This window comes from Idiomarina abyssalis (assembly GCF_900116625.1).
Classification (GTDB): domain Bacteria; phylum Pseudomonadota; class Gammaproteobacteria; order Enterobacterales; family Alteromonadaceae; genus Idiomarina; species Idiomarina abyssalis.
Genome location: NZ_FPBE01000001.1, coordinates 361,934 through 378,102 on the forward strand (window position 1 = coordinate 361,934; position 16,169 = coordinate 378,102).

Genomic DNA, 16,169 nt, shown 5'->3' on the forward strand with positions numbered 1-16,169 from the left:
ATGAAAACATTGAATATTTCGATTTATCGTTACAACCCGGATGTTGATGACGCGCCGTACATGAAAGATTACACCCTAGAGGTGGAAGAAAATCAGGACATGATGGTGCTGGACTTGCTGATCAAACTGAAAGAGCAAGATCCATCGTTGGCGTTCCGGCGGTCATGCCGTGAAGGCGTTTGTGGTTCAGATGGTCTGAATATGAACGGCAAAAACGGCTTGGCTTGTATTACTCCAACTTCTGCATTGAAAGGCAGCAAGATTGTGATTCGTCCGTTGCCTGGGCTACCGGTTATTCGTGACTTAATTGTTGATATGAGCCAGTTCTATCAACAGTACGAGAAGATTAAACCGTACCTGATCAACGATGATAAAACGCCGCCGGCGCGTGAGCGTCTGCAGTCACCAGAAGAGCGTGCTAAACTTGACGGACTGTACGAGTGCATCTTATGTGCATGTTGTTCGTCATCATGCCCGTCGTTCTGGTGGAACCCTGACAAGTTCATCGGTCCTGCCGGCCTGTTGCACGCGTATCGTTTCTTAATCGATAGCCGTGACACAGCAACCGACGAGCGCTTGGATGATTTAGACGACGCATTCAGTGTGTTCCGTTGCCACGGCATTATGAACTGCGTCAATGTTTGTCCAAAAGGGTTAAACCCAACTAAGGCTATTGGCCACATTAAATCGATGCTGTTGAATCGCGCGGTTTAAAAACCAACGGCGCGTCAATTTGAACGGTTTATGTTGTGGATAGCCATCCCACAAAGGATGGCTATTTTTTTATAAAATCGGTTTACATATTTAGGTGAAGGAAACGCAATGCAAGACGGTGTAATGCGTGAATGGCTAGAAACTTCGCATCTAGCCGGTGGGAACGTTGCCTACATTGAGCAAATGTTTGAGGCGTATCTGGATGATCCGACGGCAGTCAGTGATGAATGGCGTCAAATGTTCGATGCGTTGCCGAAAGAGAATCACATTGTTGATACCAAACTCAGCGAAGTGAGAGAGCAGTTCCGAGAAGCAGCAAAGAATAAGCTCAAGCAGTCTCAAACCGGCAGCACGACCGCCGCCGATCAGAAGCAAGTGAAGGTTTTACAACTTATCAATGCTTACCGATTCCGCGGTCATCAGCATGCCAATCTTGATCCTCTTGGTTTATGGAAACAGGAAACCGTTCCAGACCTTTCATTAAACTTCCACGATTTAAGCAAAGACGATTTAGAGCGCGAGTTTAATGTAGGCTCTTTAGCCGTTGGCAAAGACACAATGAAGCTGAGTGACATTCACGAAGCTTTAGAAAATATTTATTGTGGCTCTATTGGTGCCGAGTACATGCACATTGTTTCAACCGAAGAAAAACGCTGGATTCAGCAACGGTTGGAAGGTGTTCTTGGTCAGCCTAAATTTAAAAAAGAGCAACAAACCAAAATCTTAAAAGAGCTTATAGCAGCAGACGGGCTGGAAAAGTACCTGGGGTCTAAATTCCCTGGCGCTAAACGCTTCTCGTTAGAGGGCGGAGACAGTCTGGTTCCGTTGTTAAAAGAACTTATTTCACGCTCGGGTGAGCAAGGCGCCAAAGAAGTGGTCATTGGCATGGCTCACCGCGGTCGTCTGAACGTATTAGTGAACGTTCTGGGTAAGAAACCTCAGGACTTATTCGACGAGTTTGCCGGTAAGCACGACAGTACTAAAGGCTCAGGTGATGTTAAATATCACATGGGTTTTTCATCTGACTATGCAACACCGGGCGGCGATGTTCACTTAGCATTAGCTTTTAACCCATCGCATCTGGAAATTGTTAATCCGGTTGTTATGGGCTCGGTTCGCGCACGTATGGACCGCCTGCAAGATCCAGAAGGCAAAAAAGTACTGCCAATTACCATCCACGGTGATGCCGCCGTTGCAGGCCAGGGCGTGGTACAAGAAACCTTTAATATGTCGCAAACACGGGCTTATCGTGTTGGCGGATCAATCCGCATTGTTGTGAATAACCAGGTTGGTTTCACGACCGCAAAACAGGAAGATGCGCGTTCTACTCAATACTGTACTGACATTGCAAAAATGGTACAGGCGCCAATTTTCCACGTTAATGCCGATGACCCTGAAGCTGTCGTTTTTGTGACTCAACTGGCGCTGGATTATCGAAACGCCTTCCAGAGAGATGTCGTTATCGACTTGGTTTGTTATCGACGTCACGGGCACAATGAAGCTGACGAGCCGAGTGCAACGCAGCCTTTAATGTACGCTAAGGTGAAAAAGCAACCGGTTGCTCGTGAGATTTATGGCAAACAACTAATTAAAAACTCGATAGTTGATGAAGACACTGCCAAACAGTGGATGTCTGACTATCGTGACGCATTAGATAAAGGCGAAGTTGTCGTTGATGAACATCGGCCTATGCGTCAACACTCAGTTGACTGGTCACCGTATATTGGAAATGACTGGGATGTTGAGTATGACTACAAAGTCTCGATTAAAAAGCTGAAAGATCTGGGTCAGAAAATTACGACATACCCGGAAGAACATAAGCTGAACTCCCGAGTTGCAAAGGTTTATCAGGAACGTCTGAAAATGGCGAAAGGCGAAAAGTCTATGGACTGGGGTTTTGCAGAAACCTTAGCCTATGCCACTCTGGTAAACGACGGTACTCATATTCGTCTGACCGGCCAGGACAGTGGGCGTGGTACTTTCTTCCACCGTCATGCCGTGTTGCATAATCAGGAAGACGCATCGACTTATATGCCTCTGAATAATCTGGGATCAGAGCAGGGCCAGATTGAAATTTATGATTCAGTGCTGTCAGAAGCCGCCGTTGTTGCCTTTGAATATGGTTATGCCACAGCGGAACCAAAAGCATTGGTCATGTGGGAAGCTCAGTTCGGAGACTTCGTAAACGGTGCTCAGGTTGTTATTGATCAGTTCCTAAGCTCTGGCGAACAGAAGTGGGGCCGTTTGTGTGGCCTGACATTATTGCTACCGCACGGTTACGAAGGTCAGGGGCCAGAACACAGTTCGGCGCGCCTTGAGCGTTTCTTGCAGCTTTCAGCTGATCACAACTGGTCAGTGTGTGTGCCAACGACGCCAGCACAGGTTTTCCATATGATTCGTCGTCAGCACTTACGTCCTGTTCGCAGACCGTTAGTTGTGATGACACCGAAATCATTATTACGTCATCCGTTAGCCGTTTCAGAAATGGACGATTTGGCGGATGTCGGGTTCCAGAACGCGATTGCGGAAATTGACGACCTGAATCCGAAAAAGGTAAAACGCGTGGTATTTTGCTCCGGTAAAGTCTACTACGATTTACTGAAAGAACGTCGCGAACGCGAACAAGAAGATGTTGCCCTTATTCGTATTGAACAGCTTTACCCGTTCCCTGCGGAAGAAGTGGCAGAAATTATGAAAGATTATCAGCACGTTAAAGATTTTGTCTGGTGTCAGGAAGAGCCTCAGAACCAAGGCGCATGGTATAGCAGCCAGCACCACTTCTGGGCCGCAATTCCGAAAGGAGCTCAGTTGTCTTATCGTGGTCGTAGTGCGTCAGCCGCACCAGCGGTCGGATACATATCAGAGCACAACAAGCAGCAGCAAAAACTTGTTGACGAAGCGCTAACCATTAAATAGGTGAAGATGAACCATGGCGATTGATATAAAAGTTCCTCAATTACCCGAGTCTGTTGCAGATGCAACCATTGCAACATGGCACGTAAAACCTGGCGATAAAGTGTCTCGCGACCAGAATCTGGTTGACATCGAAACCGACAAGGTAGTGCTTGAAGTTGTTGCGGAAGCGGACGGTGTGCTCGGCGAAATTACGGCTGAAGAAGGCACAACCGTAACTGCTGAAGAAGTTATCGGTAAAATTGAAGAAGGTGACGGTGGGTCAGCTTCTGAAGATAAATCAGAAGATAAAGATTCAGGCGACAAGAAAGAAAAGTCAGAAAAGAAAGAATCTGATTCTTCAGACGACAAAGGCTCAGACAAGAAAGGCTCTGGCGAGAAGATGGAAGTTAAAGTTCCTCAATTACCAGAGTCTGTCTCTGATGCGACAATTTCTACCTGGCACGTTAAAGCTGGTGATGCGGTAAAACGTGACCAGAACCTGGTTGATATTGAAACCGATAAAGTGGTTCTGGAAGTTGTAGCTCCGGCGGACGGCGTTTTGGCTGAAATTAAGCACGACGAAGGCGACACTGTTGGCGCTGACGATGTCATCGGCATTGTTGAAGCAGGCGGTTCTGCCGGTGGCAGTTCAAGTAAGTCTGACGATAGTAAATCTGAGTCTTCTTCAGAAAGTAAAGACGAGAGCAAAGACGACGGTGGTGACAATGAAGTAGCTGGTCCTGCGGTTCGTCGTTTGTTAGGTGAGCACGGTCTTAAGCCAAGTGATGTTAAAGGCACAGGCAAAGGCGGTCGCGTCACTAAAGAAGACGTTGAAAAACACGTGAAAGGTCAGTCTTCGTCTAAATCATCTGACAGTGGCAGCAAGCAACAGTCTTCACAGCCTGCAGTTTCAGGTGACCGAGACCAGAAGCGCGTACCAATGACACGTCTGCGTAAACGTATCGCAGAACGTCTGTTGCAAGCGAAGAACGACACGGCCATGTTGACCACGTTTAACGAAATCAACATGAAGCCTATTATGGACTTGCGTAAGAAATACAAAGACGTGTTTGAAGAAACGCACGGCACGCGTCTTGGCTTTATGGGCTTTTATGTCAAAGCTGTAACAGAAGCATTGAAACGCTTCCCAGACGTGAACGCATCCATTGATGGCGACGATATTGTTTACCACAACTTCTTCGACATCAGTATTGCTGTATCGACACCTCGTGGTCTGGTAACGCCAGTTCTGCGTGATACTGACCGCCTAAGCATTGCGGACATGGAAAACGGTATTCGTGACCTGGCCATTAAAGGTCGTGACGGTAAGTTGACTATGGACGAAATGCAGGGTGGCAACTTCACCATCACTAATGGTGGCGTATTTGGTTCGCTGTTATCGACACCAATCTTGAACCCACCACAAAGCGCTATTCTGGGTATGCACAAAATCCAGGAGCGTGCCATGGTGGTGGACGGTAAGATTGAAATCTTACCGATGATGTACTTAGCTCTCTCTTATGACCATCGAATTATTGATGGTAAACAATCGGTAGGTTTCCTGGTTACCGTGAAAGAGTTATTGGAAGATCCTCAACGTCTTATCCTGGATATCTAAAGACGCTGAGAACCAGCCGCAACGCTAATTGAGCTTGCGGCTGTTAATTATGCGCCGATCACGTTAAAATTCGGCGCGGTATTCGGGTAGGCAGCACTTCGCTGCTTAAGTTGTTTCAACGAATCGGAAGAGCATCATGAATTTGCATGAGTATCAGGGTAAGCAACTCTTTAAAGAGTTTGGTTTACCAGTATCTGAAGGTTTTGCTTGCGACACTGCTGATGAAGCGGTAGAAGCGGCAAAACGTATTGGTGGCGACATTTGGGTCGTCAAATGTCAGGTTCACGCTGGTGGCCGCGGTAAAGCGGGCGGCGTGAAATTAGTGAAAAGTTTAGACGATGTTCGCGCATTTGCTGAGCAGTGGTTAGGTAAAAACTTAGTAACTTTCCAAACCGACGAAAAAGGTCAGCCGGTTGCTAAGATTTTAGTTGAAAGCTGCACTGATATCGCAGACGAGCTTTACTTAGGTGCAGTTGTTGACCGTGCTTCACGCAAAATCGTGTTCATGGCATCGACCGAAGGCGGCGTAGAAATCGAAACCGTTGCTGAAGAAACACCGGAAAAAATCCTGAAAGCTGAAATTGACCCAACGGTCGGCGCGCAGCCATACCAGGGTCGTGAATTAGGCTTTAAACTGGGTCTGACTCCAGACCAGGTTAAGCAATTTACTAAGGTTTTCTTAGGCTTGGCTAAAATGTTCGAACAGTACGACTTAGCCCTGTTAGAAATTAACCCATTGGTTATCACTGACGAAGGCAACGTTCACTGTCTTGATGCGAAAGTCGGCATCGACAGCAACGCATTGTACCGTCAGCCTAAAATCCGTGAAATGCACGATCCGTCACAAGACGATGCGCGTGAAGCGGAAGCAGCTAAATGGGAACTGAACTACGTAGCGTTAGACGGCAACATCGGTTGTATGGTTAACGGCGCAGGCTTGGCGATGGGTACAATGGACATCGTTAAACTGAGCGGCGGCGAGCCAGCTAACTTCCTTGACGTTGGCGGCGGCGCGACAAAAGAGCGTGTTTCTGAAGCGTTCAAAATTATCCTGTCTGACAGCTCAGTTAAAGCCGTATTTGTTAATATCTTCGGCGGTATCGTACGTTGCGATATGATTGCTGAAGGTATCATCGGTGCTGTTGAAGAAGTGGGCGTTAAAGTACCAGTGGTTGTTCGTCTTGAAGGTAACAACGCTGAACTGGGTACCCAGAAATTGAACGAAAGTGGCCTGAATATTATCGCTGCAGAGAGCTTATCTGATGCTGCCGATAAAGTGGTTGCTGCGGCAGGAGGTCAATAATGAGCATTTTGATCGATAAAAACACCAAAGTAATCTGTCAGGGTTTCACTGGCGGTCAGGGTACTTTCCACTCTGAGCAAGCAATTGCTTACGGTACGCAAATGGTTGGCGGTGTAACACCTGGTAAAGGTGGTCAAGAGCACTTAGGCCTGCCTGTATTCAACACAGTAAAAGAAGCAGTAGAAGCAACTGGCGCAACCGCATCAGTTATCTACGTACCAGCACCTTTCTGTAAAGACTCAATCATCGAAGCAGCAGACGCTGGTATCGAACTGATTGTTTGTATTACTGAAGGTATTCCTACACTGGATATGCTTTACGTAAAAGAATACCTGACGCACAAAGGCGTGCGCATGATCGGTCCAAACTGCCCGGGTGTTATCACTCCGGACGAGTGCAAAATCGGTATCATGCCTGGCCACATCCACAAGAAAGGTAAAGTGGGTATCGTTTCACGTTCAGGTACATTGACGTACGAAGCGGTTAAGCAGACTACTGACGCAGGCTTTGGTCAGTCTAGCTGTGTTGGTATCGGTGGCGACCCTATCCCGGGTTCTAACTTCATTGATATTCTGGAACTGTTCGAAAAAGATCCAGAAACCGAAGCTATCGTAATGATTGGTGAAATCGGTGGTACAGCAGAAGAAGAAGCGGCAGAGTACATTAAAAACAATGTATCTAAGCCGGTTGTTTCTTACATTGCTGGTGTTACTGCTCCTCCGGGCAAACGTATGGGCCACGCTGGTGCCATCATTGCCGGCGGTAAAGGTACTGCTGACGAGAAATTCGCTGCACTTGAAGCAGCAGGCGTTAAAACTGTACGCAGCCTGGCCGAAATTGGCAAAGCTGTTGCGGAGAAAACTGGCTGGTAATATCCTGCCAACGCTAAAACAAAACCCGGCCTTCGCGCCGGGTTTTTTGTGTCTGCTTTATAAGGAAGAAAGGCGGAATAAGACAAGAACCGGTTGGTTGTTGTAGTTTTGCTATGTCAGGGACGCTACGAGCACTTCCGTGTGGGCTTGACGAAGGCCATCCATGGCCTTCGACACCCTGACATAGCAAAACTACAACACCAGGCACCAGCCCTTGTCTTACTCCGCCTTTACTGCGCTCAGCCACAAAGCGATCTTCCTGGATATTTTATGCGTAAGCTTAGTTGATACGTTAATAAATCAGGAGGCAATATGAGTAGCAATAATGCAAGCCAAGTTGCAGACTTTACAGCACCGGGAATGAACAGTGAGTCCGCGGATAAGGTCATAGCAATTCTTGACGATCGCTTAGTCGCATTGCTTGACCTGCAATTGACACTAAAACATGTGCACTGGAATGTTGTAGGACCAAATTTTATTGGTGTGCATGAAATGTTAGACCCTCAGGTCGACGCCGTACGTGAAATGACCGATACCATAGCAGAGCGAATTGCGACGTTAGGTGGAGTACCTGTTGGTACGCCAAAAGCTATTGCAGAGCGTCGCAGATGGGAAGACTACTCTTTAGGTAAAGGGTTAGTGGCAGAGCATTTAGTTGCTCTGGATAAGGTTTATAATGGCGTTAACGGTGACCACCGCGAAGCGATGGAAACATTAGCTGAGCTCGACCCGGTATCAGAAGACATGTTAACCGGGCAATTAGCAGAGCTTGAGCAGTTTCAGTGGTTCGTTCGGGCGCATATTGAATCGTCCTCTGGCGAATTGAAAAGCTAGTCGTCTTCAAAGGCTTCAACCAGCGAACGAAACTCACGTAAGCGGGTTTTAATCGCTTTAACTTCACCTTCTGTATCACGGGTGAGTTTGTTTGCGCTACGCACGTTGTCGTTGATGGATATCATGCTGTCTTTTACTTCTGAAACAGCACTTGTATGTTCTTCTGCGGCAACGGCTATTTGCGTCATACGATCATTAATTCCCGTTACGGCTTCAGTGACTTCGTAAACCTGTTGCTCTGATTTCCGGCCCAACTCTCCACATTCCTCTGCCAAGTCGCGTTGCTCAAACATTTTATTACGCCATGTACTCATTGACTGGGTCATGCGGTTTACGGTCTCTTCTATTTGATCAACGGCCTGTTGTGTTTTTTGGGAAAGGGCACGAACTTCATCGGCAACTACGGAGAAGCCGCGACCATGTTCGCCGGCTCTGGCACTTTCAATAGCGGCATTCAAAGCCAATAGATTCGTTTGTTCAGCTATTGCGTCAATTTTTTCGCTGACTTCTTTCACTGAGTCAGCATTACGAGACAGCTCTTCTGTTTGTCTGGCGCTTTCGCTAACAACACTTACCAGCTTAGTAATTTTCTTGCTGCTATCGGCAATAAAATCAGCTGCGTTCTGAGTTTGCTTGCTAACGTCACTGCAGGCACTGGAGGAATCATTTGCGTTGCGCGCAATTTCATCAACGGTTTGCCCCATCTGCTCCATAGAAGTAGCAATTTGCTCAATGTCTTGCACCGTTTGTTCAGTAGCATCCGCTGTCTTTGATGCATTTTCGGCGGTTGAATTGACCGATTCCGCCAACACGTCATTACCTTCACTTAGACGAGCGGTAAGAGCAAGGAGTGAAGAGTCGCGCAAGGCAAGCTCATACATCGCTCTGCCCATTGGAGAGGAGCTGCCGAATATCTCGTGTTGAGTTTTGGCAGTAGAACCATCCGCATCGGCTAAGGCTTTTGCCCACCTACGTGTGTTCTTCCAGTTACGAAATGGACGAGTTAGCCATTGAAACCAATGAGTTCGCCTTCTATAAACATTTTTAGCTGCTGAAGCGTGTTCACTGTCTGCCTGGTGCATTAACCATTGACTACCTGTGACTTTGCCACGGCGGAATATTCCTCGAACAATAACATCAAACCAAACAGTACCTCGCTCGGGAACATTAAAAGGGACAATGCCTCGCCAGGGGACTTCGCGTTTTAATGAGGTATTGACCTCTTTAATCACTTTATCGGGTAGAGCGTTACTGTCGATAAGTTCAGTTAAAGGTTTTTTCAGTAACTCGTCTTTGTTTTTTTTCATCAGACCCTGAATATTTTCTGGGCAGTGCGATACTTGCTGATATTCATTAAGGCTAAAAACGAATAATGTATCGGTGTTCCAAGTGAAGCTTCTACTCATAATTACGATCCCAATTTTTTTGGATAAATTTGAGAATGCACTAATAACCGTAGAAGTTGTGTTGTGTTTTTCAAATAACTGTTTTTTTTATGGTAAATATTTAGTGCGATAGGTTGGCTGTATCGTGCTGAAAGGAAGTACCCGACGCTTATTGCGTCAGGTACTTAATATTAGGCCTATAGTCGACGCGACCTAGTTGTTTCTATTTTCCAGTGCCTGAATTTTATTCCAAAGCTCGTCTGCTTGCTGGCTGATATGCGAGCTATCGCGAATGTTTCCGTTGCGCTGCATCTCCATCGCTTTTTCTTGCAACTGCTTTAGGTCTTTGCGCATTTTCTTCGTTGGGTTTGACTTAAAAAGTCCAAACATTAATGATTGCCTCAAATTACTAAGTGTATTTAGCAATACGGCAAATCAGGGTTAAAAGTTCTGGCTTTAGAAATTAAAGCCGTAGCTTTTACTGCAAAGGCAATGAAAGTACTTGAATATCATCTAAGAATGGAGCAGAACTACCAGTATTACCGCCAATCACAAATATTTCATCACCAAATACGACAGCAGCATTATGTCGACTGGCGCGGTAGGGCGCATCAACATACGACCAGATGTTGTCTGAGAAGTCGTACATTAAAACCTGATCAAGGTTCTCGTAATCGCCGAAAACGTATAGTTTGTCATTGTGGACTGCGACTGAGTGCGCACTGATGGAGTCGGGAGCATCTGGCATTAATTGCCATCTTCTGGCGTTTGAATCGTAGCAATCGAAAACGGGCCAACTATTAAAGCCATCGTAACCACCTACAGCGCAAACTTGATCATTAAAGGTGAATGCTCTTGTGTCTCTCGCGACAGGTAAGTTGGCTACTCGCGACCATTTTTTAGTGTTTATATCAAAGGCGGTTACCAGTGATATAGCGCGTAAATTATGTCCTTTTTCAACTGCTTTAGGATAATAGACAGAGCCGCCTATTACGTAAATTTTATTGTTTAACAGCGCCGCGCTGTTGAAGTGACGGGGCACTCGCATGGGAGTGGTTGTTGTTACCTCCTGTGTACGAGTATTAAAAACCTCCACCGTTTTTTCGTGCCCAAATCCGCCATTTTGCCGACTTATACCACCAAATATATAAACAGATTCTTTCCCATCCCACACCGCGGTTAAATAGCGGCGAGGTATTATTTTGTCTCGCAGAACCGTAGTTTTTTTAGTTTTAGGATCAATAATTTCTATATTGGAAAGAAACCCTGTTTTATTTGAGCCACCAATGACATAAATATTTTCATCATCCGCTACGGCGGCGTGGCCGTATCTTGGTTCATTTAAAGTGGGGGCTGATGAATTGGTAGATGTTTCGCTTTTTGTACTGTCCGGAGCTGATGCACACCCAGCCAATAACGTGGTGTAAGATAGAACGAGTAATAATCTAAGCGTAAGGTAAGAGGAAGGCATTCTAAACATCCTTTGTCAGAAACTGAAAAAAGCATTGTAATGAATGTACTTATTAAGACAAATTTAAATCTAGAATACTAACTGAGTGTATCTGCATATTGATCAAAGCGAATGACAGGAACATGACATGGCAATGTCGTAACAATGTCCGGTGCTTTTAGATAATGTTTTATCCGAACTATCGGGCAACAGAGCTGAATACAACAATGAAAAACACCAAATTCGCAGAGCGGTTAACTTACCAGCGCAAGTTAAAAGGACTCTCGCAGGAACAGCTTGCTGAGAGCACCAGAGTAACCGTACGTACCATTCAACGCTTGGAAAAAGGTGAGGTCACACCCCACTTAAGAACAGTAAAGCTACTAGCGGCGGCACTCGAGTTAGATGTTGACGATTTGCTTGAACTGGATGACCCTCGCAACGAGAATATTCAAACAAAGTGGCTGCTATTAATGCACTCATCGCCATTTATTGGTTTTGTGGTGCCATTTCTCAATATCTTGTGCCCGCTGTTTATTTGGATCCATAAGCGTGAAGATAACCCCCTGTATGACGCTCATGGCCGTGCGGTTATTAACTTTCAAATAACCATGATGCTCATTTACGCACTTGCTTTTGTTGCACTACTTAGCGTCGAAGGGTTTGGCTTTTTATTCTTTATTGCCGTGATCCCTTATACCGCCTTAGTTATGTTGGCTAACGTTATCGCTGTGATAAAAGCACGAAGGTATTTTTACCCCAGTATTCCTTTCCTTGGCAAAAAATAGCTGGTAGCAAAGCTCTCCATTTAAAACGATTTAATAAAGGAACGATCATGAAAGCAATAATTTATTATTTGCTGCTGGCTACGCTTGTCTGTTTTTCAGCAAGTGAAGCGGTAGCACAGTCCAAAGTTACTGATGAAAAAATCCAGGAATTTCAGTCTTATCTCAGAGATTTTCGTAAGGAGAACAAAATTCCAAGTTTGTCCGTTGCTGTGGTAAAAGACGGTGAAATTATTCTGCTTGAGAGCATTGGCTTTCAAGATCACGACGCTGAAGAGCCTACGACGGAAGACACATCGTACCTTGTTGCTTCTATCACAAAAACGTTCACGGGTGCGACGTTACTGGCCATGGAGGCTGACGGGCACATTGATCTCGATGCGGACTTTACGACTTTAAGTGACTGGGGCAGACGCTGCCACTGGCTGACAACAAGTGGCACTATCTTTGGTGGAGGCACTCTGGATAACGGCTATCAAGTACCCACGGTAAAATGCGACCAAGTGATAACTCTGCGTCATGTCCTTCAACATCAGGTACAGGGTGAGCCAGGCACGAGCTTTTTCTACAACCCCATTGTTTTTGGTCGCTTGTCTAACTGGGTAGAGGAAAACACGAATAAAAGTTGGCGTTATTGGGTGAAAAAATACGTTATTGAAGCCGGAGATTTAGAGGGTATAGCCGCTGGTTGGCGAGACCCGGCTGCCAATGAGGTACTGACTCATATTGCACCGCCTTTTCGCCATGCGCCTGAACAGTCCGATGGGCTTGCAAATTCAGTACTACCAAACACTGAACTTAACGCCAGCTCAGGGGTTATAGCCAGCGCAAAAGCACTTGCTCATTATTCTATAGCCCTGGATGAAGAAAAAATTCTCCCTGCATCTTTGAGACAGAAAATGTGGACGCCGGCAAAGAATGAAGAGGGTAACTCAATGCCTTATGCCTATGGCTGGTTTGTCCAGAATTGGCAAGGACATAAGCTGGTTTGGCATGGTGGCTGGTGGCCGGATGCGTATGCCGGACTCTTATTAAAGGCACCTGATGATGGACTAACCTTAGTGGCGCTCGGAAACACCGACGGACTGCGACACGAGATTAATAGTCTGACGAGCGCACAAATAGAAAGGAATCCACTGGCGTTAAAGTTTTTAGAGCTATTTGTTGAACAGCCGCAGTAATTAGTGCGTGTTACTCTATATTAAAAACTTAGCAGGAGCTTGGACTCGATGTCACTGTTGCCGCAGTTATAGCCGGCATAATGGCAGCTATCATAACCGCGGCCTCTATAGCCTGGACGGCTTCTTTGGCAGCTTTGGATACCAGTTCACCTTTCTCTAATTGCTTAATACGCTGTTTGCGATCTTTCAGCTCTTGTTTGGTAAATACCTGAGGTAAGAGCGCAGCGCTATTGGCTAAAGCGACAACAATAGCGATCCGAGGTTCTATTTCGTCGCCGTCACTGAGTACTACATTGCGCATTTCCTGGCGTAATTGCTCTTCAGGTTCAGGATTCACCTCTGGGTATACACGGCGCTCGAACAGCCACAAGACTTTCTCTTTTTCTGACGCCACAATACCGTCAGTTGCGAGTGCCTGCGCTACTTTGTGTTTAAGGTCTTTAATACCTGCGAGTTTTTCTACCCAGTATTCTAATTCATATTGCCGCTTGGCATCCAAGATCATCGTTAAAGCTTCATCTAATAACGAGTCACCTGTTGGACTGTCGTTAACCACTGCGATTTTTTCGTTGTTGCCGTCATCAACCTTTATACGTCCAAGCATCAATAACTCGGCAGCTAGCGCAGCAGCGGTCGCATACTCTACATACGCACCGTTCATGGTGCCTTTTTCCTCGCATAACGCGAGCAGCACGATGGCTTCGTAAAGCTTTAAGTTGTCCGGCATTGCGGTACCTGTTTTATAAATTCCCGAGCTTAATACGTTTAATAATAATCATTTTCGGGTAAGCTAAGCAAGTTGGTAGGAGTTCGAACGTTGATCGTCTACTTACTTTAATCGAAAATCCGACATTGATAGCCAGTCGTAGTAAAGTTAGAGCAATACAAAATCAAATCGTAAAGGACTATAATTTGAAATTCCTCATGTTACTCACCAGCTTATTGTTCAGCTCATTGGGCTTTGCCGAAAACACGGTTTACGATGAATCCAGAGACAGACATATTCCGATAGAGATCTCACATCCCACTTCTAAAGAGCAGTGCGGTAAAGAACGAAAGTGTCGGGTAGCCTTTCTTAGTGCGGGTTATGGCGTATCGCATACCAAGTACACTTTTTTGTCGAAGCAGCTAAACCAGTTGGGTTATATGGTTGTGGCTATTGGGCATGAATTAGAGAGCGATCCTCCGCTGTCTGTATCGGGTGATCTTTATGAAACCAGAAGCGAAAACTGGAGCAGGGGAGCTAGTACGCTGGATTTCGTTAAGCACAACCTCGAGCCAACTTACCCAAACTACAATTTTAATGACTTGCTGCTGATTGGCCATTCAAACGGCGGCGATATCTCGTCCTGGCTTGCGAATGAAGGCAAGGACTACATAGAAATTGTCATTACGATTGACCACCGCCGCGTTCCGCTTCCCCGCAATAAGGATATTGGTGTGCTCTCAATTCGCGGCAGCGATTACCCTGCAGACGACGGGGTGTTGCCTTCACAGCAAGAGAACGAGAAATACGGTATATGCGTTAAAAAAATACCAAAGTCCCGGCATAACGATATGACGGACTACGGGCCTGCGTGGCTTAAAGATGAAATTAACAGCGCTGTGGATAGCTATGTAAAAGGACTGGGGTGTGAGAAGCTTTAATGGTTGATGAAGCCAAGAAACACGCTTTTCAGGCTTTAAAAATCACAACTACGGCAGTAATGCTGTGTGTGTTCTGCTGGCTGTTCTTCAGTAACCCTGACTCGACAACAAATACTCAGTTCGTTGTAGCCGATACATTCGTTACGTCTGAGGTAAGTGACGATGCGGTTGTCTCAATTTCGCCACACTCAAGCGCTAGTCAATTTGAACACCATAAACAATCGGCAAATTGGCAGTTTGAGCGTGTTGATGAAACTAAGTTCAGCGTGCTCGTTGCTAATATTTATTTGCTCACTGAACCCATTCTTACTGACTGGTTTTTAATAAAGCCATCAAGTCGTTTTCACCTATCCGGGTGGAAAGACGTTGGCATACAATTCAAAATCAAGAACGCCTTTATCTGAATCCATTAGTTCCTAAACGAATAACGAATGTCGGACTGGTTAAAGCCAGTCCTTACTAATGGATTTTTAAAGGTAAACGCATGAAAATTATTTTACTTAAACCGTGCAGACTCATTGCTCTGCTACTTTTGCTTATTTCTCTCCTGTCGAATTCGGAAATTTCTCAGGCAGATGAGAACAACCTGCCGCCAGAACAGGTTCGCCAGCTGATGACTAAAACGTTCGATGTTATGCAGGACAACTACATAGAACCGGACGTAGTTCCCGAGTTAAGGGCGTTATTTCTAAACAAGCTGGAGTTGGGACAGTACGATTCGCTGACCTCTCTTGATGACTTCGCGCACGTACTGGGACAAGATTTACGAGCGGTTACAGGCGATAACCACCTTAGTTTGTATACCGTTAACCCAGACGAAGAAATCACTCATATATTGACCCATAAAGAAGGGAAGTTAACCAATAACTATGGGTTTGAGGAAGTGCGTTACCTAAGCGGTAACGTTGGCTATTTGAAGTTTAATAAGTTTTCGCCGGACAGGCAGGCCAGAGACTCTGTTGACGCAGCTTTTAACTTTCTGGAGCACAGCGACGGCATCATCATTGATTTACGAGATACCGTTGGCGGTTCGCCCGATTTAGTTCAGTACATGTTGAGCTATTTTTTGCCCGACGAAACGCCTCTTTGGTATGTGCTGGATTCTGCAAACGAGAAGACTGCAGAGATTTCAGCATCTGATACGGCAGCTCACCAAGGCTTTCGCGGTGATTTTCCGGTTTGGGTATTAACCAGTCGCAATACAGCTAGTGCTTCTGAAATTTTCGCCGGTGCTTTACAGGCAAATTCAAAGGCCGTACTGGTTGGTGACACCACCGCCAGTGCCGGTTTTTATGTAGGAGTACGCCGAATTACTGACACGCTTGCGTTTCGTATTTCACTATTTAAACCGATAATAACGACAACCGGGAAAAACTGGGAGCGCACCGGAATTATTCCGGATATTGAAGTACCGGCTATGGATGCTTTAGATCATGCTCATGAGTTAAGTAGCAAAACTACCCGCTCTGATCTTTAATCGATGCC

General features: G+C 45.9%; 16 protein-coding genes. 11 read left to right on the forward strand and 5 right to left on the reverse strand.

Translation table 11 applies throughout. The features are described from left to right. The 5 genes from BM359_RS01760 (at position 1) to sucD (ending at position 7,402) form a co-directional block, all read left to right on the forward strand. A complete protein-coding gene (locus BM359_RS01760; RefSeq protein ID WP_054487372.1) occupies positions 1 to 714 on the forward strand; it encodes a succinate dehydrogenase iron-sulfur subunit in 714 nt (237 codons plus the stop codon). A 108-nt stretch (positions 715 to 822) separates the two neighbouring features. Next, entirely contained in the window at positions 823 to 3,630 is a 2,808-nt protein-coding gene (locus tag BM359_RS01765) for a 2-oxoglutarate dehydrogenase E1 component (RefSeq protein ID WP_054487374.1), read from the forward strand. A 13-nt stretch (positions 3,631 to 3,643) separates the two neighbouring features. Continuing rightward, positions 3,644 to 5,227, forward strand: coding sequence for a 2-oxoglutarate dehydrogenase complex dihydrolipoyllysine-residue succinyltransferase (gene odhB, locus BM359_RS01770; RefSeq protein ID WP_054487376.1), 1,584 nt, complete (start codon positions 3,644 to 3,646; stop codon positions 5,225 to 5,227). 136 nt (positions 5,228 to 5,363) lie between these two features. Continuing rightward, positions 5,364 to 6,530, forward strand: coding sequence for an ADP-forming succinate--CoA ligase subunit beta (sucC, locus tag BM359_RS01775; RefSeq protein ID WP_054487379.1), 1,167 nt, complete (start codon positions 5,364 to 5,366; stop codon positions 6,528 to 6,530). After that, on the forward strand, positions 6,530 to 7,402 hold the full coding sequence (gene sucD / locus BM359_RS01780) for a succinate--CoA ligase subunit alpha (protein ID WP_054487381.1): 873 nt from the start codon (positions 6,530 to 6,532) through the stop codon (positions 7,400 to 7,402). The genes sucC and sucD overlap by 1 nt, the downstream gene beginning before the upstream one ends. 13 nt (positions 7,403 to 7,415) lie before the next feature. Here sucD and BM359_RS13025 read toward each other — a convergent pair whose 3' ends face one another. Then, complete coding sequence (locus BM359_RS13025; protein WP_143441127.1) at positions 7,416 to 7,649, reverse strand: hypothetical protein; 234 nt, start codon at positions 7,647 to 7,649, stop codon at positions 7,416 to 7,418. Between the two features lie 65 nt (positions 7,650 to 7,714). On the opposite strand from BM359_RS13025, the gene dps reads away from it, so the two are divergent. Continuing rightward, positions 7,715 to 8,236, forward strand: a complete 522-nt coding sequence (gene dps / locus BM359_RS01785) for a DNA starvation/stationary phase protection protein Dps (RefSeq protein ID WP_054487382.1) — start codon at positions 7,715 to 7,717, stop codon at positions 8,234 to 8,236. Here dps and BM359_RS01790 read toward each other — a convergent pair. The 3 genes from BM359_RS01790 to BM359_RS01795 form a co-directional block, all read right to left on the reverse strand. Then, positions 8,233 to 9,642, reverse strand: a complete 1,410-nt coding sequence (locus BM359_RS01790; RefSeq protein WP_054487384.1) for a methyl-accepting chemotaxis protein — start codon at positions 9,640 to 9,642, stop codon at positions 8,233 to 8,235. The two genes, dps and BM359_RS01790, sit on opposite strands and share 4 nt — an antisense overlap. 192 nt (positions 9,643 to 9,834) lie before the next feature. Continuing rightward, positions 9,835 to 10,011 (reverse strand): DUF6435 family protein, encoded by a 177-nt coding sequence (locus BM359_RS13030; protein WP_143441128.1) that lies wholly within the window; start codon positions 10,009 to 10,011, stop codon positions 9,835 to 9,837. A gap of 88 nt (positions 10,012 to 10,099) precedes the next feature. Continuing rightward, entirely contained in the window at positions 10,100 to 11,092 is a 993-nt protein-coding gene (locus tag BM359_RS01795) for a Kelch repeat-containing protein (RefSeq protein WP_054487386.1), read from the reverse strand. A gap of 164 nt (positions 11,093 to 11,256) precedes the next feature. Here BM359_RS01795 and BM359_RS01800 point away from each other — a divergent pair, with 164 nt between their 5' ends. Together BM359_RS01800 and BM359_RS01805 are read left to right on the forward strand one after the other, a co-directional pair. Next, positions 11,257 to 11,859, forward strand: coding sequence for a helix-turn-helix domain-containing protein (locus tag BM359_RS01800; RefSeq protein ID WP_200795857.1), 603 nt, complete (start codon positions 11,257 to 11,259; stop codon positions 11,857 to 11,859). A gap of 47 nt (positions 11,860 to 11,906) precedes the next feature. Continuing rightward, positions 11,907 to 13,037: a serine hydrolase domain-containing protein gene (locus BM359_RS01805; RefSeq protein ID WP_054487388.1), complete on the forward strand. Its 1,131-nt coding sequence runs from the start codon at positions 11,907 to 11,909 to the stop codon at positions 13,035 to 13,037. 28 nt (positions 13,038 to 13,065) lie between these two features. On the opposite strand, the gene BM359_RS01810 is transcribed toward BM359_RS01805, so the two are convergent. Continuing rightward, positions 13,066 to 13,764 (reverse strand): GOLPH3/VPS74 family protein, encoded by a 699-nt coding sequence (locus tag BM359_RS01810; protein WP_054487390.1) that lies wholly within the window; start codon positions 13,762 to 13,764, stop codon positions 13,066 to 13,068. 185 nt (positions 13,765 to 13,949) lie between these two features. Here BM359_RS01810 and BM359_RS01815 point away from each other — a divergent pair, with 185 nt between their 5' ends. The 3 genes from BM359_RS01815 to BM359_RS01825 all read left to right on the forward strand — a co-directional run bounded on the left by BM359_RS01815 (position 13,950) and on the right by BM359_RS01825 (position 16,161). Next, the gene (locus BM359_RS01815; protein ID WP_143441129.1) at positions 13,950 to 14,684 is read left to right on the forward strand and encodes an alpha/beta hydrolase; all 735 of its coding nucleotides are present in this window, start codon (positions 13,950 to 13,952) and stop codon (positions 14,682 to 14,684) included. Then, the gene (locus BM359_RS01820; RefSeq protein WP_054487394.1) at positions 14,684 to 15,088 is read left to right on the forward strand and encodes a hypothetical protein; all 405 of its coding nucleotides are present in this window, start codon (positions 14,684 to 14,686) and stop codon (positions 15,086 to 15,088) included. The genes BM359_RS01815 and BM359_RS01820 overlap by 1 nt, the downstream gene beginning before the upstream one ends. Before the next feature lie 80 nt (positions 15,089 to 15,168). Then, positions 15,169 to 16,161, forward strand: a complete 993-nt coding sequence (locus BM359_RS01825; protein WP_054487397.1) for a S41 family peptidase — start codon at positions 15,169 to 15,171, stop codon at positions 16,159 to 16,161. The last annotated feature ends 8 nt before the right edge of the window (positions 16,162 to 16,169 follow it).

What these genes read in the sequence shown, in the direction of transcription:
- BM359_RS01760 (WP_054487372.1), top strand. Translation starts at nt 1, where the DNA reads ATGAAAACATTGAATATTTCGATTTATCGTTACAACCCGGATGTTGAT.
- BM359_RS01765 (WP_054487374.1), top strand. Translation starts at nt 823, where the DNA reads ATGCAAGACGGTGTAATGCGTGAATGGCTAGAAACTTCGCATCTAGCC.
- odhB (WP_054487376.1), top strand. Translation starts at nt 3,644, where the DNA reads ATGGCGATTGATATAAAAGTTCCTCAATTACCCGAGTCTGTTGCAGAT.
- sucC (WP_054487379.1), top strand. Translation starts at nt 5,364, where the DNA reads ATGAATTTGCATGAGTATCAGGGTAAGCAACTCTTTAAAGAGTTTGGT.
- sucD (WP_054487381.1), top strand. Translation starts at nt 6,530, where the DNA reads ATGAGCATTTTGATCGATAAAAACACCAAAGTAATCTGTCAGGGTTTC.
- dps (WP_054487382.1), top strand. Translation starts at nt 7,715, where the DNA reads ATGAGTAGCAATAATGCAAGCCAAGTTGCAGACTTTACAGCACCGGGA.
- BM359_RS01790 (WP_054487384.1), bottom strand. Translation starts at nt 9,642, where the DNA reads ATGAGTAGAAGCTTCACTTGGAACACCGATACATTATTCGTTTTTAGC.
- BM359_RS13030 (WP_143441128.1), bottom strand. Translation starts at nt 10,011, where the DNA reads ATGTTTGGACTTTTTAAGTCAAACCCAACGAAGAAAATGCGCAAAGAC.
- BM359_RS01795 (WP_054487386.1), bottom strand. Translation starts at nt 11,092, where the DNA reads ATGCCTTCCTCTTACCTTACGCTTAGATTATTACTCGTTCTATCTTAC.
- BM359_RS01800 (WP_200795857.1), top strand. Translation starts at nt 11,257, where the DNA reads ATGTTTTATCCGAACTATCGGGCAACAGAGCTGAATACAACAATGAAA.
- BM359_RS01805 (WP_054487388.1), top strand. Translation starts at nt 11,907, where the DNA reads ATGAAAGCAATAATTTATTATTTGCTGCTGGCTACGCTTGTCTGTTTT.
- BM359_RS01810 (WP_054487390.1), bottom strand. Translation starts at nt 13,764, where the DNA reads ATGCCGGACAACTTAAAGCTTTACGAAGCCATCGTGCTGCTCGCGTTA.
- BM359_RS01820 (WP_054487394.1), top strand. Translation starts at nt 14,684, where the DNA reads ATGGTTGATGAAGCCAAGAAACACGCTTTTCAGGCTTTAAAAATCACA.
- BM359_RS01825 (WP_054487397.1), top strand. Translation starts at nt 15,169, where the DNA reads ATGAAAATTATTTTACTTAAACCGTGCAGACTCATTGCTCTGCTACTT.